Consider the following 18,636-nt stretch of genomic DNA (forward strand, 5'->3'; position numbering starts at 1 on the left):
CTCTAAGTTCATCAATCAGATCGTAAGGCGTCAATCGGACGCAATTTGGAAGCTTTGTTGGCAGGATATAAACCGAAAATAACACCGACCAAAACAGAAAATAAGAAAGCGTACAAGCTGATATCAAAGGATAGGCTTGTCGTTTGTTTCGGGCTGAAATATGGCAGCGCATAGGATAAACCGATTCCAAGCGCGAGACCGATAAGTCCGCCCAGCCCGCTAATAACAACAGCTTCTACAAGAAATTGGAGCAAGATATTGCGCCTTTTGGCACCGATCGATTTGCGGATCCCAATTTCGCGCGTACGTTCACTTACCGTAACCAACATAATGTTCATAATCCCGATCCCGCCAACGAGCAAGGAAATGAGCGCTACGGCTACTAATTGATTCGTAAGCGTGTTCGTTGCTTCGGTCCGTGCCTTAAGCAGCTCATCCTGATTCGTTAATACGAAGCCTGAATCGCTTTTGAATTTATAAGTCAGATATTGCTTCATCGTTTCTTGAGCCGTGTAGATATCTTCCTTCGTTGGAGCCTCTACATAGGTCGTACGAATTTGCCCCAGTTTAAACACGCGTCTTGCAGATTCCAGAGGAACAATGACAGAGCTGTCTACAGAGGCGCCTCCGATGTTGGAGCCTTTCGCCTGAAGGGTGCCGATGACGCTAAAAACAGCGCCGTCAATATTGATTTCTTCTCCGACGGGGTCAAGCGTGCCAAAGTATGTCTTCGCCACTTCACTCCCCAGAATCGCTACATTCGAACGAAATTCCAGATCGGTCGGCGAAAGATTGCGCCCCTTATCGATCTTCGCTTTAATAATGTCTAAATAACGGTCATTCGTTCCAAGCACGTTGTACTTCTCTTGCGTACGGTCATACTTAATATTGGAGCCGTTCTTCGTCATCGTCGGGGCAATGGATTTGAATTCCGGGAAATTCTCGAAATCCATCAGCTCATTATAGTCAAGCTGCGTAGCACGCCCGTTTCCTGTCGCAGTGACAACGAGAAGATTCGTCCCCATATTTTCGTACTGCTTGGCGATTTGTTCCGAAGTTCCTTGCCCAATCGAAACTAGGGTGACAACGGAGCTAACCCCGATAATAACCCCCAGCATCGTCAGAAACGTACGCAGCGGACTTGAGACAATCGTCTGCAGCGACATCCTGAGCAGTTCATTTACCTTCATACGCTCACCTCTTGCTTGAGATCGCTCTTGTTAGCGTTATTCCGGTAATCGTCAATGATGACGCCGTCGCGCAGAGCCACGACCCGCTTAGCATTATCGGCAATATGATGATCGTGGGTAATCAGAACGATGGTGTTTCCTTGCGCGTTCAATTGCAGGATTAACTCCAGTACTTCTTCCCCTGTTCTGGAATCGAGCGCTCCTGTCGGTTCATCCGCCAAAATAAGCGACGGCGAGATCGCCAGAGCCCGGGCGATGGCGACACGCTGCTGTTGACCACCGGACAGCTCACTCGGCTTATGGTGGCCCCGCTCGCCCATTCCGAGCATTTTAAGCATAGCGTGTGCCCGCTCTCTCCTTTCTTTGCGGGGGATGCCGGCATAGATCATCGGCAGCTCCACATTTTCCATCGCCGAGAGGCGGGGCAGTAAATTAAATTGCTGGAAAATGAACCCGATCTTTTGGTTCCGAAGTGCAGCAAGCTCATTATCACTCATGCGTTCGGTCACGACGCCGTCCAGGACATAGCTGCCTGAAGTGGGAACATCCAGAAGGCCGATCGTATTCATCAGGGTCGATTTTCCGGATCCGCTGGGCCCGATGATGGCCACGAAGTCGCCTTCTTCAACAGAAAGCGATATGCTGCGCAGGATAGGCAGATCTTCTAAACCGCGTTTATAGGTTTTGACAATATCTTTTAGCTCAATGATATTCATACCGCAACAACTCCTTTCCCGGCAGTATTATCTGTTACCGCCAGCTCCACCAGCGCCACCGCCGCCGTTAATCCGAACAGCGCCACCGTTGCCGCCTCCGCCAGCTCCTCCGGCTCCACCTGCTCCACCGCCGCCTTGGAATCCACCTGCTCCGCCGCCACCAAATCCGCCAGCTCCACCTGCTCCGCCGCTTTGTTGGAATTGCTGTCTTAAGCGGTTAATGTCGTCCTGGCTGAGGTTCTGTTGTCTTCTTACAGCGGTAGGCAGAACAACTTTATCTCCTTCGTTCAAGCCTTCCGTGATTTCAATCTGTGTTTTAGAGCGAATGCCGATTTTTACTTCATGTTCCGTTTCTACGGTCCCGTCTGCCTTTTTCAAGGTGACAACACGCTTGCCTTTTTGCAATTGCAGCGCTTCAGGCGGTATGTAGAGCGCATCTTTCTTGTCTTGGATCAAAATTTCGCCGGTAGCCGTCATTCCGTATTTCAAGACATTGTCTTTGTTGTCCGCAGCCAAAACGACATCATAGGCGGTTACGCCGTTCGTCGTAGTACCGACGGAAGAAATTAGCGTAACTTCTGCCGGGAAAATGCGCCCAGGGTAAGCATCAACCTTGATTTCAGCCTTCATTCCCAGCTTGACGTTAGGTAAATCCAACTCATCGACCTGCACGGGAAGCTGCATTTTGGCGATGCTGGCTACAGCTCCAAGCTGCATGCCGCTGGTTACCTTCGTTCCCACTTGTAAAAGGCTAAGAATATCATTTCGCTTGTTCACGAAGTCTGTAGAGAAAACACCGTCAAACGGAGCTAATATTTTAAGACCGTTAACCTTGTCTTGAGCCGCATCCACCTTCAGCTTCGCGCGTTCAAGGGCGGACTGCTTCGTGAGAATATCATCGTTAATCGTATCGTTGGCAAATGTAGCGATCGTATCGCCTTGACGAATCATGTTGCCTGTTTTTAGAGGCATCGTCGCTACCGTTCCCGTTGTCCCTGCCAAGACGGTTGTGACCTTCACATATTGAAGCGCAGCTTTCGCTTGCGAATCCACCGAACGTCCGCCGATTGTAACGCTGCCCAGTACATTCGTTCCCGAATCCATGGAATTGTCATTTGGAACGGCAACGTCGATATCAACCACTTTCCCGCCTTTTCCATCGGATTTCGGATCTTTGGAAATGCTTTGAATCGTACCTGTTTTCGTAATCATATAGCCATCTATCGTCAAATCAACCGGATCGCCTTTATGCAGCTGCGCAGCGTCTTCCACGAAGAAAGGCAGCGTCACAGTCAAGTTGCTCACATCAGAGATTGTAGCAATTTTGGTCGATTTGTTGATCGTGGATCCTAAATCGAGATTCGCTGCGTAGGTAAGCTTTCCGGAAACAGGCGCCTTCACACCCATTAATCCTTGCTGATCCAATAAAGAATTCAAATCCTTCTGTGTTTGCTCGTAGGTCAATTGCGCATCCTGCAAATCGCTTTCCAGACTCGTGCTCGTCAATTCCAAAAGGACATCCCCGGATTTTACCGCTAGGTTCCTTTTCAAATTAATTGCTTTAATGTTCGAATCAACCGGAATTGAAATCGTTTGTGTATCTTTCGGCTCGAACTGCGCTGTACCTGAAACAGAAGAACGGATATTGCCTTTTCTGACCTCGAAAGTGACTTCTTTCACATCCGCTGCCTTGGATTTCTTCCCTTTCGCTAAATAAGCATAAGTGCCGCCAGCGCAAACGCTAACCGCTACTATAACGATGAACCACTTACTGCGATACCATTTCATGAAGTAACTTCCTCCTTAGAGTTTGGACATGAGTAATTCCATTAACTGCTGCTCCACACTGATCCCCATGCTTTTAGGATCCAACTGGTTCTCTGCATGCTCACGGTCAATGAAGTCTGACTCTGTCTGCCGATCCGTTTTTCGTATTTGCATAAAAGCTTTAACTCGTTTCTCCCGTTCCTCTGAGGAGAGCACATCCCCCTGATTGTCCATACGCTCTGCTAATCGCGCCTTCTCTTGCTTGGACTGTTCCTCAAGAAAAGTAATTTGTTCTAAAGTAAAACCGCCAAGGACCTGTTTGCGTTCGGATTCATTCATGCTTCCTTCGTTAATGCTTTTACGAACGATAGGAAGGATGGCCTCTGCTTGCTTGGCAGTTATCGACAAATTGGCATGCCGATCCATTCGAAGCAGTTCTTGAAATAACGTAACGAGCTGCATCTCCTTTAGATTTTGGACATCTTCTGTGGGGCTTTCCTCTGGGAGCGTTTGCCCGGTCTTTGGAGTGGACGCGTCCAACGCCTGCGAAGCGTTAAGATCAGGCAGATGGGGCTGACAACCACCCAACAGGAAGGAAATCAGCGTAAGTCCTAACGCCACTTTCCGAGTGTACTTCATCATACATACACCTCCAAGACAAAAAATCCTGTCCAATAGGAACAGGATACGAGCCAAACATGAAATAAGTTTGTTTAACTTGTAAAAAAATTGTGAATACCTACATGATTCGCGGAAAAGTGACACGAAATTCGGTTCCTTCGCCTATCCGGCTGCGGGCTTGAATGGTGCCGTGCATCCCCGTTACCAGGTGTTTGACGATCGTCAGTCCAAGGCCCGTTCCCGTCGATACGTCGGATCTTGAGGTCCTTGCCTCATCCGCCTTATAGAAACGATCCCAAATGCGTGCTAATTCAGCCTCCGTCATACCGGTTCCGGTATCGCGAATGTACAGATGCACCTCATGCTCCGACTGTTCCAAAGCTACGGTTAACGTTCCGCCTTTTGGCGTGAATTTTAAAGAATTATAAATCAAATTATGCACGATTTGCGCAAAACGGTCTGGATCTAACGGAACTTGAGCAGGCTCATTGTCCGGATTAGGAAGAATGAGATGCAGTGAAATTTCATTGACGGCAATCGGCGCCATCAACAACTCCAAAGATTCTTCTAACGCTTCTGCGATATTTACCGGTCTTAAGCGGAACACATCGACGCCATTTTGGATCCGGGCAAGATCTAATAAATCCGTTACAAGACGCTGCAGACGCTGAACTTCTTGATCGCAAATGCGCAGATAATGCGAGTATTTCTCCTCGGGAATAATCTTATCGTTCATCGCCACAATGAAACCGCGAAGCGTTGTAAGCGGTGACCGGAGCTCGTGCGACACATTCGTCAGAAACTCCTGCCTCGTTCCTTCCCATTCCTCCAACTGCTCCACCATGAAATTGAAGCTGGCTGCAAGCTGGCCGACCTCGTCTTTTGAGGTAACCGGCACTCGGGTCGTGAAATCGCCATGCGCCAGCTCAAGGGCCGCACGATTCATTTGTTGAAGTGGCCCCGCTAGCTTTCGTGAAATAATATACAAAATGAAACCTACCGCCAGCAGTGAAAACAGAAGGGGAACCAGAATGTTGACACGTACAGCGGAAATAGCTTCACTAATGTCTCCTGCCGGCAAATGCAAAATAATAACCATGGGTTGTCCATTAAATTGATACGGGGCATGGTACGTAAACAAATTAAGGGTTCTTCCATCCGGAGTCGGTAACGCGACCATGCCATATCCGCTGCGGCCATGCAGTCCATCGATAAACTGCGCGTCCATCTGTTTAGGAATCGTTCTGCCTTCGCTGTCCGAGGAACCGTTCAGAATGTTGCCTTTATCATCCACGAGCCAAACCTGCCCATTAATGCTTCGCCCCAAAATCCGCACGGTGTATTTCAATTCCCTTGTGGAAATCGTACCGTCCTGAACGGAATTCATTAACCGGGTAACCTCGACATAGCGTTTTTGGAGCAGCTCGATTTTATCCTTGTAAAACAGATCCGTGAAATAATAGTTCCAGAATAGGAACAATCCCGCAAAAAATAGCACACAGGTTGCCAGAAACGACAAGAAAATTTTCAGATAAAGACTGTTGTATTTCCCGACAAGCCAACGCTTAAACATGCTGAACCACCTCGAAAGAATAGCCGATGCCCCAAAGCGTCTGAATGTTCCACGTATCATGCTGTCCCAGCTTTTTGCGCAAATTTTTCACATGGGCGTCAACCGTTCGCGTACCGCCGGTAAAATCAAAGTTCCACACATAGCCGAGCAGATCTTCGCGCGTGAATACCCGGCTTGGATTGCTGGTCAGAAAATGCAGCAGTTCAATTTCCTTCGGCGTAAGCTCGATTCGTTTCCCCCCGACAGTTACCCGGTATTGGTCCAAATCAATGACAATATTTCCGATTTCCAGCGTTTTACGATTCGAATTTTGGGAATTCGACGTATCTGCCGGCATTTGAACCGTACGCCGCAGCACAGCCTTAATTCGGGCAATGAGCTCATTGGGATCGAACGGCTTGACCAAGTAATCGTCAACACCCAGGTTAAACCCACGCAGCTTATCAATGGACTCCCCTTTGGCCGTCAAGAAAATGATCGGCGTTTGATGCAGGGGAGCCTCCATCTTCCGAATCTTCTCACAAAGCTCATAGCCTGAAATATCCGGCAGCATGATGTCCAGCAGGACTAAGCTTGGTTTCTCTTCTACAATTGTACGCAGCACGTCCTGCCCTCGCGGCAGCAAAATGGCTTCATAGTTCGAATGCTCCAGATATAATCTGACGACCTCTGCAATATTCGGTTCATCATCTACGACAAGTACTTTTCCTTCCGAGCTCACTAGGCGCCACCCTTTTCCTTACGGATTTGCTGTTGTCTTGCTCTTTCCTCGATCACATCTGTTCGATCTCTTCGCGTATGCTTCTGGATCAACTCGACATCGTCCATCCGGCTCGGCGCCTGCCAAGTAAGCCCTTTTCGTCCACATTCGGACAGGCATAACGCAATTAACTCCGAATCTGCAAGCGGCAGATTAATATCCTGATACAGGTAGCCATCGCGTTCAATTGAAGCCCAGGTATCCCCTATCAGCTGTACTAGCTTCTCCGCATCGAGCCCCAAAGATTGCACATGTTCGGCTTGCGCATTTCGCTCTGCGCTTTGCAGCATTTTCACAGCACCCGTACGGTTGCCTCTGCGAATATGATACATCCCCACGGCAATCTGAATCAGCGCCACATAGGTTCTGCTGCGTTCATCCGCCGGATGCTCCTTCCAAAATTCTTCCATCACTTCATGACATTCAAAATAATCCCGCTCCGCATGAAAATACAATAAGTATTCGATGTATGCTTCCGGAAACTGATTCATAGGCCGTTCCTCCATTTTGTTCTGATCACGATAATGACTATGTATACCTCATGTTACTCGAAAGTTGTTCCATCGTCCAACATCGGATTGCTTTATATTGCATTTCTACCATTTTCCATCGCAACCATTCTATCGTCCGGTACGTCCAATTAAGTAGTTTAATAGAAAGAGGCGTGATACATGAAGATCGGAAAATGGATGCTCACCGGCAGCCTGTTGTTGTCAATGACGATACCTCAGGCCGTTCTTGCAGCAGGTGCAGCTAACGGAACAACAGACAAAACAACGAAATACCGCGTTTATCAGTATAATCAAGTACTCATGGAGTTTGCCAACTATAAACAAGCCGAAGCGTTTGCCAGAGGCTTTTCCAATAGTTATGTGGAGGAGATTGGCACTCGCAAATGGCTGTGGAACAACTTCCCCCGATATCAAGTGTATCAACTAGACGCCACACTGCCCGAATGGCAATTTGCTTCGCTGGATGCGGCCATTGCCGAAGCTAAGAAATGGTCTAATGCCAGTGTTCGCGATCTCCAGTCCACCGGTTGGGTGTGGAACAATTACCCCCGGTTTCAAGTGTATCAAAATGAAATTACACTGGATTCGTGGAAATTTCAAACCCTAAATGATGCCATTGCCGAAGCGAAAAAATGGGGTGGCGCTCACATTATCGATTTGAACAATCGCAAATGGGTCTGGGACAACATCTCGGACGACGATAAGAAATCGCTGCGCACCGGCGAACTGATGTATAAGGTGTTTCAAGGCACATTTTCCGCTGACAATTGGGAGTTTGCCTCGCTGGAAGATGCGGTAAATGAAGCCTTGAAATGGGGCAACTCAACCGTTGTCAATAAAAACACGAAAAAAACGGTCTACAGCAATCTTAAAACTTATAAAGTATTCCAAAATGACACCTTCCTTCAGGATTTCACTTCATTAGATGAAGCCGCTGACTATGCAAAGCTCTGGGGACACGCCTCCATTTTTATGGATGGCCACAAAATTTGGAACAATTATGCATCTTATCAAGTATTTCAAAACGCCTCGCTTATCGGTGAATACAAAAATCTTCCCGACGCGCTAAACTACAGTGTGCAGTACAGCAACAGCTCCATTCAAACGCTTGAACACCGCATATTGTGGGATAATCTTAAAAAACTGCAGGTTTGGGGCTGGAACGGTCTGTCCGGCGGCGATAGCATCAAATCTCAGGTGAACAACACCATCGGGCTTGACGTGGATTCGCCGAGCTATTTCGAACTTGCAGATGCTGCGGGCAATCTCAAAGACAGCTCTAATCCGGATACCGTCAATTGGCTGCAAAAAAACGGCTACACTGTGTACCCGCTTGTCTCCAACCAGTTCAATGCGAGCTTGACGACACAATTCCTTGCCGACAGTGCTGCTCAAGATAAATTCATCAAAAGTTTGGTGGATCGTTCCGTACAACTTGGCGTTCCCGGCATCAATATCGATTTCGAGAGCTTGGCAGGGTCGGATCGCAACGCATTCACGGCTTTCATTTCCAAGTTAACGACATACGCCCACTCACGCAGTCTCGTTATTTCCATCGATCTTCCGCGCGGCAGCGTCAAATGGAACCATCTATCCGCCTTTGATCATGAGAAGCTCGGCGGCATCGTGGATTACGTCGTCATTATGGCTTATGACCAGTTCTATCGCGGCAGCACATCCGCCGGCTCAGTTGCCGGTCTTCCGTGGACGGACGGAGGCATTCAAGAATTTCTCTCGTACGGCATCCCCCGGGACAAAATCATCCTGGGCATTCCTTACTATGTACGCGAATGGAAGCTTGATTCGGCTGGCGCGCTGCAAAGCAACCGGACCGTGCTGATGAAGGATATTCCCGCTTTACTCGCTTCCAAAACCGTTAAGCAAACTTGGGATAGCACCTTCGGGCAATACCGAATGGAGTACCAAGAAGGCGGATTCACCTATGTATTTTGGATGGAAGATGCCTCTACCGTCAAAGCCCGCTTGGATATCGCGAAAAAGTACGACATTGCTGGTGTCGCGGCTTGGCGGCTTGGCTATGATCAGTCGGACTTATGGACGATGATTTTGCAGAATAAATGATGGGTTAAGATAGTAATAAGGGGCTATCCATTGGGTCATTCTAGACCCTTTGAGATAGCCCCTTTCTATTGCGGCTTGCTTTCACAGCAGCCCCCATTCGTTAAACGTCGTTGCCGTTCCGCAGTCTGCACAGAACTTCGCGTCCGCTTTATTAACCTTAGAACAGCCCTTGTGCATCAACGTTTTTTCCTTCGTACAACGGTTTTTAAGCGGCGCTCCGCATTTGATGCAGTATCTTTCCTCTTTGTCGGCGACATATTTGCATCGGACACACTGCTGAAATTCCTTCTCGGCCATTGCTTCACCTTCTTGAAGTAGGTTTCCTCTACTCCAAGTATATGACGGTATTCCAGCGAATGGTGATATCGGGACTTCACACATTTTCCATTTTCTTCTGGTGCCCATGTATAAAAACAGCTCTTTTTACCCCACCCTATGAGGTAAAGGAGGTGAATGAACCATGGCAAAAGATGTACTTTGTGAAGTTAATTCTTGCAAACATTGGGCAAATGGCAATAAATGTAATGCATCCTCGATTTATGTCGTGAGCCACCACGGCAGCAATCAAGCGCGCAATTCTGAAGAAACCGACTGCAAAACGTTTGAATCTAAAATTTAACGCGATCACCACGTTAAGACTATCATGCAGGAAAGAAGAGGCCCAGAGGGCCTCTTTTTGTCTCTCTACTCCTATTGTAACCAATAATGATAATTATTATCATCGATTCTCCGAAAGAATTTCGAGGTCTTCCAAGTCCTGTGTCGGCGCTTGGCAGGCAAAGTTCTGGCACACATAAGCCGTCGCGCGCCCTCCGAGCGGCAGCTTGTCCTGCACGAGCGGAATCAGCGTGCGCACTTCTTCACCCTCAACGCCCGGCGGGTGAAGAATCAGCAGCGCATTCGGCAGGAACTGCCGCTGCACCGTGCGCAGCATGTGCTGCGTCTGCGGCTTCGCCGGGTCGCCGGCGATGACGATTTCGCTGGCTTCGCCAAATGCGAAATCGATCGCGGCCAGCATGAGCGCATGCCCCGGCGGGTAAGACGCAACAGCTCCGGCGAACGCCTGGAGCTGTATATCAGCTGCCTGCGACAGCTTCGCGTCGTAGGTCAACCTGGCCAGCCGCTGCAGGTTCAGCGCGGCTGCGCCGTTGCCCGACGGCATCGCGCCGTCGTAGATCTCTTTGGGGCGGGTGAGCAGCTGTTCGGCATCGCTGCCGTAGAAGAAGAGCCCGCCCTTCTCTTCATCTCCGAAGAGACGAAGCATCTCTGCGTTCAGCTGGACGGCCTCACGAAGATAGCGCAGCTCGAACGTTGCCTCGTACAGCTCGATCAAGCCCCAGACGAGGAACGCATAGTCGTCCACGTAGCCAAGAAAAGCCGCTTCGCCGTCCCGGTAGCGGGCCAGCAAACGCCCATCTTCGCGGCGCAGCTCGCGCAGCAGGAAATCCGCAGCTCGCGCGGCTGCCTCTGCGTAAGCCGGTTTGTCCAAGGCACGGGCGGCCTTGGACAGCGCAGCTATCATCAGACCGTTCCACGCGGTCAGAATCTTATCGTCCTTGCCCGGATGTATGCGCTGTTCGCGGTGTGCGAACAGCTTGGCTCGGGCAAGCTCGATCCGCTGCTTCAGCTGATCCAGGGGGATCTGCTTCCGCTTGGCGAAAGACTCAAGCGTCATCCCGATGAGATTGGGGATGCTGTGCCCCTCAAAATTACCCTCCTCCGTAATATCAAACAATTCGGAGAAGAGATCGCCTTCGTCGATACCAAGTACAACCTCTACCTCATCCGGTGTCCATACGTAGAATTTGCCTTCCTCGCCCTCCGAATCGGCATCCTCCGCCGAATAGAATGCGCCGCATTCATCCGTCATGTCCCGCAGCACATAAGTGATCGTCTGCTCAGCTACTTCCGCATACTTCAATTTGCCGGTCACCTGGTACGCTTCCGTATAGGTCATGATGAGCAGCGCATTATCGTAGAGCATCTTCTCAAAATGCGGCACGAGCCACTTATTGTCAACGGAATATCGCGCAAAACCAAATCCGATATGGTCGTACATGCCGCCGCGATGCATCATGTCTAACGTCTTTTCGACCATCTCGAGGGCGCGCTCATTTCCCGTTTTCTTATAGTATCTGAGCAGGAAAGATAAATTGTGTGAGGTTGGAAATTTCGGCGAACTTCCAAACCCGCCAAACTCGGGATCAAAAGCCTCTTCGTACAGGCGAAAGGCTTCATGCAGCGTTTCTTCCGTCACTTCGCCGCCTGAACGGTGCTCCAGCAGACGATTTGTAGTCTCCTGCATCACCTGCTCCCCGACCTCGCGCACACGCTCGGCGTCTTCCCGCCATTTCCCCGCAAGCTGCGCGATAATTTCCACCATTCCGGCACGGTTATATTTGCGGCTGCGCGGGAAATACGTTCCTGCAAAGAAGGGCTTCTTTTCCGGAGTCAGGAACACCGTCAGCGGCCAGCCGCCTTGCCCCGTCATCGCTTGGCAAACAGCCATATAGATGTGATCGATATCCGGGCGCTCTTCGCGGTCTACTTTAATTGAAATGAAATCTTTGTTCAGCATGTCGGCAACGGTTTGGTCTTCGAAGGATTCGTGTGCCATTACGTGGCACCAATGACAAGTGCTATAGCCAATAGATAAAAAAACTGGCTTATTTTCTTTTTTAGCTTTGTCAAAAGCCTCGTCCGACCAAGGGAACCAATCCACCGGATTGTACGCATGCTGCAACAAATAAGGCGACTTTTCCTTGGCTAATCTATTGGGTTTGTTGTTCGTTGTCATTGGGCATCACCTCCTTGTTGTTTGGATTATTTTCCATATATTACGTTTAGCGTACCTCAAGAAAAAGAAAACACCACACCTTATTAGTGACGTGGTGGATATAATATCATTCTTGTATTTGAACTAATGTATAAAGCTTAACGTCAATTTGTTACTTCCATGCAGGTGGTATTAATAAATCATTTATATGTTGGGAAAGCCCTGCTAAATCTGGCATTATTGAGAAATGATTCATCCCTGTTACTTTAACAAAGTTAATAACATCATTTTTTAATGCAGAAGTTATTTCTAACGATTGGAGACCCAAACAATCATGTAGGTCATCTCCAAACTCTTTTTCTAATGATTTCAGAGTATTACCTTGAACAGTAAAGCATCCTTGCTGTGCAATGATTCTTTTATTATTTCTTGTAGGATAAATGGCAAACGACTTAACATTATCATTTTGAAAAAATTCAGTATAGGAATAATTTGACTCTGTCGGAGTAATAATATGTTGTTTTTCAAGGGATAAGAGATTTAATTTCGATGGGTCTAGCAACCAAATTCTAGCAGGAAGTCTTTGTTCCCAACCTAAACATGCAAAATACAAAGCAACAGGCAAACTTTCCGACCAGTCGAGAAGTCGGGTCTTTACGCCATGGTGTTGCATGGAGTATAGCATTCCCCATCCTAGCTCATTATCGTGAAGTAAATAACCTAAATTTTTATAATACATATACAACTGTTTTTCTAAATCCAAGTATTGCTCTAAAGTGCCTTGGCCAGAAATCAATCTAAATAAGCCTGAATCAAGTGGAAATCCACCATTAACACCTCTATACCAAATAGGACCATGTGCTTGTTGGGAGAAATTATGAATCTGATCTAAAAAATCTTTAAATGCAATTGAATACACCAAAATGCACCTCCATGTGCTATAATATACCAAAAAAGCAAAGTAGGGTATAGCTATGTCTGAAGAAAAAATCGCACTGTCTGCAAACTTAGTCCAACAAGGAGTTTATAGATTTTACATCTGTTCTATGCCATCGGACACGCTAGGTGAAACTTGCTTTGTTACTACAAGAGCGGAGGCTCCAGAGGAAGGATTTCAGCGTCGTTTAGACGAAAGCAGAGCAGATTTAATAGCTGATTATATTGATCAAGGAAAAGGATCGATACCCACGGCAATAATCCTTTCTGCTCAAGAAGATGCCCATTTAAAATATAACTCCAAAAATAAAACTATCGTATTTGAAAAATTCCCCTTAGCATTTAAAATTATTGATGGTCAACATAGAGTCTTTGGATTTAAAAAAACTAAGACTATCATAAGAGTTCCAGTAATCATATATGATGGTTTAACTCTTCAGGAAGAAGCAAAACTCTTTCTTGATATCAATACAACTCAGAAACCTGTATCAGAAGCGTTAATTCTAGATGTTAAACGTCTATTGGATACTGAATCCGAACAAGAGAAAATCTGCAGTGAATTGTTTGAACTATTTTATACACAAGTTGATAGTCAATTATTGAATAAACTAGCTCGGTCTGAAAGTGCAAATGGTAAAATCTCTCGGAAAATGTTCAATCAGTGCATCGAACCTATCCTTCCGAGTTTAAAAACTTTGTCGTTAGAACAAGCATACAAAGTACTTAATGCTTACCTTAAAGCATTTCAAACTACTTTTTCTCAAATTGAGCAGCCACTGAGTGGTGCAATCCTTAGACCAGTTATTTTCCAAGCAATACTTTCACTTTTTAATGATATATTAAGTAAAAACAATATTGCACATAAATCAATCTCACATGATAATTTTTGTAACGTGTTATCTTGTTTGAAAACAAATCTCTCAAAAAGAAGCATTCAAAAACCAGGCAACTCATATAAAAGTCTAGCTGAAAAAATAAGTCACGCCTTAAACCAAGTCTATATTCCAGCCCATATGATTATCGAATAAAATATCTATGGCTCTCTTATACACTTGACTACTCTCTATAAGATTTCTATAAGTTTTTGCTAATAACCAATAAACCTCTGAATTTTTTCAGAGGTTTATTGATGCCTTGTTTTTGAATCAAGTCAACATCAGCTTACCCAATAGATAAGAAGATGTGCTTGTTATTGCGCTTGGGATTTCAAAAGCTTCTTCGTACCAAGGGAACCAGTTCATTGGATTGTGAGCACATTGTAGTAAGTACGGTGATTTTCCCTTCGCTAATCTATTGGGCATACTGTTAATTAACATCGAATTTTGCATACTTAGCGCATCTTAAAATCACTATTGCTGGATAACAATACTGAAACTTGAATTCATTCAGGGCTTTAAAATTTTGCTCTCCTTTTCCTACGTACAATCTTCCTTGCTTTATCTTTATTACTAGTAATAATAGATATATATATTCCAATTAAAATAATTCCAATTAATGCCTCAATCATCACAGCAACCCTAATTGCACTAGAATTGGGGGTTATATCTCCAAAACCAAGTGTGGTAATGGTTACCGCACTAAAATACCAAAAATCTTCAATTTGATATTTATTGTACCCATTTAATCCAATAAATATATCTAAAAATTTACCATCTAGTAATGTATGAGAACTCGCAATCATATTACTTAAGTGAGTATCAATTTTTTCGTTTTTAAAAATGCTTAAGTAAATATTTAATTCATTTTTGTCAAAATACAATTTGAGTTGTTTATCAGGCTTTTCGAGTAAGTAAATATTATTTATAATAGTGTTGCTCTGCTCAAAATAAAACACTGATGAGTGGGAATCAAATAATTTCTCTTTCGTTTTGTATAAATTAATTGTAACTTCTACAAATTCTTTATTAATATAAGGTCCCCAATTTTTTATAGTATTGTAATTCAACATGGAAGGTTCTATAACTATCGATTCAGGCGAAATCTTATATGAATAAAATGAATAACCTTCTTTTCCCAGCATATTTTCATAAATATCTCCCCAATCTTTCCCTGTTTGGTCCAAAGTTAAATATTCATTTGAACCTACTCCTATATATTCTTTTTTATATTGATTATTAGCAATTATACTTTTTAACCGACTTGAATCAAAACTATCATATTGACCTTCTTTTAAAAACCCTTTCAAAGTTGTTTCTATTCTTGCTTGCTCAGAAAACACAAAATCGTCTCCATCCGCTCTCTGTGCAATGTAGTAATAAAACGACCCAAACCAAATCCAAACAAATAAATAAAGTAGAATAGTCATTTGCTTTAAATTCTTTTTAATCCAATTTCTATAATCTTTGAAAAACATAATTAACATCAGAATTGATAAAGGATAAAAAACCAATAATAAACCTATTTCAAAACGCTTGAGGTATGATAAATTAAAAAGTTTAAATAAATGAATAATGACACCAATACTAATTAAAAGAATTTTTAAACCAAACAACGCATACAAAAAAAGGACAATCTTTATAACAATTTCTTTAGACATTAAGCCTCTTAATTTAAAGTTACTTATTTGAGTGACATTCAAACAAGCACTACTTCCTAATAATAATAGTGCAATGATTTTAATTGTTGATAGCAACCAAAAATAATTAGTATAAGATATCGGATATTCGATGCTTGTAATAATAAATAATAATGTCATTGAAATATGCCTAAGTATAGGTTTGTTTAAGAACTGGAGTAGATGCATTTTTTTCTTTCCTTTTCATTTTAATTTTTTATTGAGTCTTTCTCAGGTTGCTGAAGCAATCTAATTGGTGTATTCTGCTTTTGTTATTTCCGGCAAGCGGTAAATCTAAACTGTGGTTTCACCGCTGTAAGACGAATGATTTAACTTGAAAGCATTGATGATCTCGTTCAAGCAGCCAAACTGAACGCTCGCGGTTACAGAAACGTTCAAAATCTCATTGCCATGGTTTGCATGACCTATTTATGTTTGATATACCGTTTTAATAACTTTTACATTATACAACAATCGACAAATACTGGGAACAATTTCACTTGACGAAAAAGAAGCCTTCCTGTTGTGGGAGCTTACTTCTTCAGTGTGCTGTTCACTTTTAACATACGGTTTGCTCAATCCGATTATCTTCCCAGAGATAAAATAATTTTATCGATTAACTGCTTCAATGCCTTATTCTTCTCCTCATCCGTTGCCGCGGTGCCAACAACTCGATAAATCTATCAATCCGTTCATGTTATAAGTCTTTTATGGAGCGGAAGGTGCAGATTCAAAAGTTGGAAGAAGAGCTTCGTGATTTACATAGAGAAGTACATATGATCGGGAAATCCCAAAAATTGAGCTACATGATTAGATAAGCGATCTTTATATAAGATTCAATAAATAAGAAAAGGTAAAATTATGGGACATGAAGAATGTTAAAAGAAACTACCGTGGAGATGTAACTGCGGAAGTTATCTACTGTTTATCAATCGGATGTTCTGGGTTAATTTAATTAATTGCAAGTCCTCAATCAGCAGCATTAAAACAAATAAACTTGGAAACAAAAGCAATTAAGGAAATTAAACTACCTTCTCTGGATAAGGATGATGTCGTTTTCTATTTAAATCAGAATCCAACTACCGAAATTGCAATTACATTTGCAACATTTAATAAAGCTGTTTATTTAAATAAAGATGCTGGTGCTAGTTGGAGTAAAATTGCTGAGAATGGAAATGGAAAGTAGATAAAGAGCAATGCAACTTAAATCCGTTGCATTGCTCTTTATCTAAGAACGATTTAGTTAACTCATGTTCTAATTAAAAGGGAGCCCGCTCTTGTAGTCGGACTCCCTATTGATTCTAAACAATGGAAGGGTTAAATATGATTTTTGATGAAGTATTTTATGCTCCAAGCTTCTCACCCACAAATCAATTAGTTCTCGCCCTTCAATTAATTTTATATTTAATCCTTCTGCATACACCTTTGCATTTAATGTAAATGTGCTCGTGGTAATTACATACCCACCTTTAGCATTTTGTTTTATCATTTGTGAGTGAATAATCGCAATCGGATCAAAAGAGACAGGGTTATTATCGGCATTACACTTGATTTGCCCAACTGTAATGATCTCCCCTTAACCAATTTTTTTCATTATAATTATTGACTCCTGCGGAGCGGCCTAGACACTGAAAATAAAGATAATTAATACGTCCAATAGCAACTTTCAGGGTCTTTATCAAACAAAAACCCTTTAAATATAGTCATTCGAAGCTGATGATGATCGGTCCGATCTTGATATTGAATCCTGCAACAAAGCCTGGGTTCAATCCAATATGTTTCCTTATCCATTTTTATTTGTATCTGTTTGGCTATCTCTAAAAATGCCCGCTTGTCATCTACCCCAAAACCGAATTCAACAATACCAACAGGCTTATACCTAACTGTTTTAAAATGGAGTCCTACTACCAAAGCAAATTGAGGTTCTGTTCGATAACCTAAAATCATCGTGTCGATCGTTTTGAAATTTTTAATTTTCAACCAATCTTTCGTTTCTGTACCTAAAACATACTTTGAATCTTTTCGTTTCGCAACGATGCCTTCCATATCATTTTCGATGCTCCAAGAGCTTAAATCTTTTCTTCGCCCTTCTATAAAAGCAGTTGGAGTAATCGTGTTTGTGCTGCGGATAATCTCATTCAGTCGATCTTTACGGGTCAATAGTGGTTCCTTTAGATGCTCAGAAGAAGTAAATAAAACATCAAAAGCAACAAATGTAGCAGGATGAGTCCTAACCGCGGCTTTCATTTTTGCGGAATCAGAAATACGCCCACGAAAGGAAAAATCATCAAACACGGATCTTCCGTCTCGAATGCATACACCTTCACAATCCAAAATTGCTGTATCTGCCTTTATTGAAGAAATTACCTCTTTCAATTCGGGAAATTTGCTTGTCACAACATGACCATTTCGGGTAAACGCTTCTAACCGTGTCCCCTGTTTGTGTAAAAGAATTCTCCATCCGTCCCATTTGGGTTCAAAAATAAATCCATCATCATCAAATGCTTCTTTACCGATGGAAACAATCATTGGCTTTAAAGGAGAAAATAGCATGTAATTACACCTTTTTATTAGACCTCAAAGTAGATTTATATCCATTATGTCCTCGATCCCTATCCAAGCATACTCCTTCTCATAGGAAGGCTATCCCACAAGTCATAGAAATGACTGGAATAGCCTACTTTCGCCTATTTAGCATTACACTTCGCACAAACACCATAAAACTCTACCCGAAAGCTATCGACCTGGAACGCATAGTTATTCGTACCGTAAGCCATCAGCACTTCGTTCTTATGTGCTTCCAAATCGTACATCTCTCCGCAAACTTTACAATTAAAGTGCCAGTGTTCGGTTTCGACCATCTCAAAATGACTGGACTTATCGCCATTAGAGAGCTCTCTGACGACTCCGATCACCTTCAGTTTTTTGAGTGTGTTATATACGGTCGCGTGGCTGACATATGGAAATTTCTCCGTCATCTTCAAATAAATCTGATCAGCCGTCGGGTGCGACAATTGATATAGGAGTTCGACGATGTGAACGCGTTGGGGAGTAATGCGTAGCCCTGCTTCTTTCATTTTGTCGATAACAGTATCCTTACACATTTGAACTCCTTTCCAATCTAAAGCAAAAAACAGTATTTTATCACA

At 43.9% G+C, this 18,636-nt stretch carries 19 protein-coding genes; 4 read left to right on the forward strand and 15 right to left on the reverse strand.

Annotated elements, in window-relative coordinates:
- Window positions 1-11: 11 nt before the first annotated feature.
- The 7 genes from GC097_RS03590 to GC097_RS03620 form a co-directional block, all read right to left on the reverse strand.
- Window positions 12-1,190, reverse strand: coding sequence for an ABC transporter permease (locus GC097_RS03590; RefSeq protein WP_171681981.1), 1,179 nt, complete (start codon window positions 1,188-1,190; stop codon window positions 12-14).
- Window positions 1,187-1,906, reverse strand: coding sequence for an ABC transporter ATP-binding protein (locus tag GC097_RS03595; protein WP_216625631.1), 720 nt, complete (start codon window positions 1,904-1,906; stop codon window positions 1,187-1,189). The genes GC097_RS03590 and GC097_RS03595 overlap by 4 nt, the downstream gene beginning before the upstream one ends.
- Before the next feature lie 27 nt (window positions 1,907-1,933).
- Window positions 1,934-3,694, reverse strand: a complete 1,761-nt coding sequence (locus tag GC097_RS03600; protein WP_171681982.1) for an efflux RND transporter periplasmic adaptor subunit — start codon at window positions 3,692-3,694, stop codon at window positions 1,934-1,936.
- Window positions 3,695-3,709: 15 nt separating this feature from the next.
- Complete coding sequence (locus tag GC097_RS03605) at window positions 3,710-4,315, reverse strand: hypothetical protein (protein ID WP_171681983.1); 606 nt, start codon at window positions 4,313-4,315, stop codon at window positions 3,710-3,712.
- Window positions 4,316-4,412: 97 nt separating this feature from the next.
- Entirely contained in the window at window positions 4,413-5,867 is a 1,455-nt protein-coding gene (locus GC097_RS03610) for a sensor histidine kinase (RefSeq protein ID WP_171681984.1), read from the reverse strand.
- Window positions 5,860-6,588 (reverse strand): response regulator transcription factor, encoded by a 729-nt coding sequence (locus GC097_RS34915; protein ID WP_171681985.1) that lies wholly within the window; start codon window positions 6,586-6,588, stop codon window positions 5,860-5,862. Before GC097_RS34915 ends, GC097_RS03610 begins: the two co-directional genes overlap by 8 nt.
- Entirely contained in the window at window positions 6,588-7,118 is a 531-nt protein-coding gene (locus GC097_RS03620; protein ID WP_171681986.1) for a DUF309 domain-containing protein, read from the reverse strand. Before GC097_RS03620 ends, GC097_RS34915 begins: the two co-directional genes overlap by 1 nt.
- 180 nt (window positions 7,119-7,298) lie before the next feature.
- Here GC097_RS03620 and GC097_RS03625 point away from each other — a divergent pair, with 180 nt between their 5' ends.
- On the forward strand, window positions 7,299-9,221 hold the full coding sequence (locus tag GC097_RS03625) for a glycosyl hydrolase family 18 protein (protein WP_171681987.1): 1,923 nt from the start codon (window positions 7,299-7,301) through the stop codon (window positions 9,219-9,221).
- Window positions 9,222-9,302: 81 nt separating this feature from the next.
- Here GC097_RS03625 and GC097_RS03630 read toward each other — a convergent pair whose 3' ends face one another.
- A complete protein-coding gene (locus GC097_RS03630) occupies window positions 9,303-9,518 on the reverse strand; it encodes a double zinc ribbon domain-containing protein (protein WP_171681988.1) in 216 nt (71 codons plus the stop codon).
- 163 nt (window positions 9,519-9,681) lie between these two features.
- Here GC097_RS03630 and GC097_RS03635 point away from each other — a divergent pair, with 163 nt between their 5' ends.
- Window positions 9,682-9,840, forward strand: coding sequence for a DUF1540 domain-containing protein (locus tag GC097_RS03635; protein WP_167053977.1), 159 nt, complete (start codon window positions 9,682-9,684; stop codon window positions 9,838-9,840).
- A gap of 99 nt (window positions 9,841-9,939) precedes the next feature.
- On the opposite strand, the gene GC097_RS03640 is transcribed toward GC097_RS03635, so the two are convergent.
- A complete protein-coding gene (locus GC097_RS03640) occupies window positions 9,940-12,018 on the reverse strand; it encodes a thioredoxin domain-containing protein (protein WP_171681989.1) in 2,079 nt (692 codons plus the stop codon).
- Between the two features lie 151 nt (window positions 12,019-12,169).
- On the reverse strand, window positions 12,170-12,916 hold the full coding sequence (locus tag GC097_RS03645; protein WP_171681990.1) for an FRG domain-containing protein: 747 nt from the start codon (window positions 12,914-12,916) through the stop codon (window positions 12,170-12,172).
- Window positions 12,917-12,971: 55 nt separating this feature from the next.
- Between GC097_RS03645 and GC097_RS03650 the strand changes: the two genes are divergently transcribed.
- Window positions 12,972-13,961, forward strand: a complete 990-nt coding sequence (locus tag GC097_RS03650; RefSeq protein ID WP_171681991.1) for a DGQHR domain-containing protein — start codon at window positions 12,972-12,974, stop codon at window positions 13,959-13,961.
- A 117-nt stretch (window positions 13,962-14,078) separates the two neighbouring features.
- Here the strand turns inward: GC097_RS03650 and GC097_RS35190 are convergent, their stop codons facing one another.
- Together GC097_RS35190 and GC097_RS03660 are read right to left on the reverse strand one after the other, a co-directional pair.
- Entirely contained in the window at window positions 14,079-14,261 is a 183-nt protein-coding gene (locus GC097_RS35190) for a DUF255 domain-containing protein (RefSeq protein ID WP_376768359.1), read from the reverse strand.
- 65 nt (window positions 14,262-14,326) lie between these two features.
- Entirely contained in the window at window positions 14,327-15,469 is a 1,143-nt protein-coding gene (locus tag GC097_RS03660; protein WP_171681992.1) for a potassium channel family protein, read from the reverse strand.
- Window positions 15,470-16,484: 1,015 nt separating this feature from the next.
- Here GC097_RS03660 and GC097_RS03665 point away from each other — a divergent pair.
- On the forward strand, window positions 16,485-16,673 hold the full coding sequence (locus GC097_RS03665) for a hypothetical protein (protein ID WP_171681993.1): 189 nt from the start codon (window positions 16,485-16,487) through the stop codon (window positions 16,671-16,673).
- Between the two features lie 69 nt (window positions 16,674-16,742).
- Here the strand turns inward: GC097_RS03665 and GC097_RS03670 are convergent, their stop codons facing one another.
- The 3 genes from GC097_RS03670 to GC097_RS03680 all read right to left on the reverse strand — a co-directional run bounded on the left by GC097_RS03670 (window position 16,743) and on the right by GC097_RS03680 (window position 18,591).
- On the reverse strand, window positions 16,743-17,057 hold the full coding sequence (locus tag GC097_RS03670; RefSeq protein WP_171682236.1) for a restriction endonuclease: 315 nt from the start codon (window positions 17,055-17,057) through the stop codon (window positions 16,743-16,745).
- A gap of 74 nt (window positions 17,058-17,131) precedes the next feature.
- Window positions 17,132-18,016 (reverse strand): ATP-dependent DNA ligase, encoded by an 885-nt coding sequence (locus GC097_RS03675; protein WP_246293927.1) that lies wholly within the window; start codon window positions 18,014-18,016, stop codon window positions 17,132-17,134.
- A 158-nt stretch (window positions 18,017-18,174) separates the two neighbouring features.
- The gene (locus GC097_RS03680; RefSeq protein ID WP_171681995.1) at window positions 18,175-18,591 is read right to left on the reverse strand and encodes a Fur family transcriptional regulator; all 417 of its coding nucleotides are present in this window, start codon (window positions 18,589-18,591) and stop codon (window positions 18,175-18,177) included.
- Window positions 18,592-18,636: the final 45 nt, after the last annotated feature.

It is taken from the genome of Paenibacillus planticolens (assembly GCF_013141725.1).
GTDB classification, from domain to species: domain Bacteria; phylum Bacillota; class Bacilli; order Paenibacillales; family NBRC-103111; genus Paenibacillus_E; species Paenibacillus_E planticolens.

Bases quoted from the DNA above. Each gene is read 5' to 3' on its own strand.
- GC097_RS35190 (WP_376768359.1), bottom strand. From the start codon at position 14,261: ATGCAAAATTCGATGTTAATTAACAGTATGCCCAATAGATTAGCGAAG.
- GC097_RS03635 (WP_167053977.1), top strand. From the start codon at position 9,682: ATGGCAAAAGATGTACTTTGTGAAGTTAATTCTTGCAAACATTGGGCA.
- GC097_RS03590 (WP_171681981.1), bottom strand. From the start codon at position 1,190: ATGAAGGTAAATGAACTGCTCAGGATGTCGCTGCAGACGATTGTCTCA.
- GC097_RS03605 (WP_171681983.1), bottom strand. From the start codon at position 4,315: ATGATGAAGTACACTCGGAAAGTGGCGTTAGGACTTACGCTGATTTCC.
- GC097_RS03620 (WP_171681986.1), bottom strand. From the start codon at position 7,118: ATGAATCAGTTTCCGGAAGCATACATCGAATACTTATTGTATTTTCAT.
- GC097_RS03680 (WP_171681995.1), bottom strand. From the start codon at position 18,591: ATGTGTAAGGATACTGTTATCGACAAAATGAAAGAAGCAGGGCTACGC.
- GC097_RS03600 (WP_171681982.1), bottom strand. From the start codon at position 3,694: ATGAAATGGTATCGCAGTAAGTGGTTCATCGTTATAGTAGCGGTTAGC.
- GC097_RS03630 (WP_171681988.1), bottom strand. From the start codon at position 9,518: ATGGCCGAGAAGGAATTTCAGCAGTGTGTCCGATGCAAATATGTCGCC.
- GC097_RS03650 (WP_171681991.1), top strand. From the start codon at position 12,972: ATGTCTGAAGAAAAAATCGCACTGTCTGCAAACTTAGTCCAACAAGGA.
- GC097_RS03640 (WP_171681989.1), bottom strand. From the start codon at position 12,018: ATGACAACGAACAACAAACCCAATAGATTAGCCAAGGAAAAGTCGCCT.
- GC097_RS03625 (WP_171681987.1), top strand. From the start codon at position 7,299: ATGAAGATCGGAAAATGGATGCTCACCGGCAGCCTGTTGTTGTCAATG.
- GC097_RS03660 (WP_171681992.1), bottom strand. From the start codon at position 15,469: ATGTCTAAAGAAATTGTTATAAAGATTGTCCTTTTTTTGTATGCGTTG.
- GC097_RS03675 (WP_246293927.1), bottom strand. From the start codon at position 18,016: ATGATTGTTTCCATCGGTAAAGAAGCATTTGATGATGATGGATTTATT.
- GC097_RS03610 (WP_171681984.1), bottom strand. From the start codon at position 5,867: ATGTTTAAGCGTTGGCTTGTCGGGAAATACAACAGTCTTTATCTGAAA.
- GC097_RS03595 (WP_216625631.1), bottom strand. From the start codon at position 1,906: ATGAATATCATTGAGCTAAAAGATATTGTCAAAACCTATAAACGCGGT.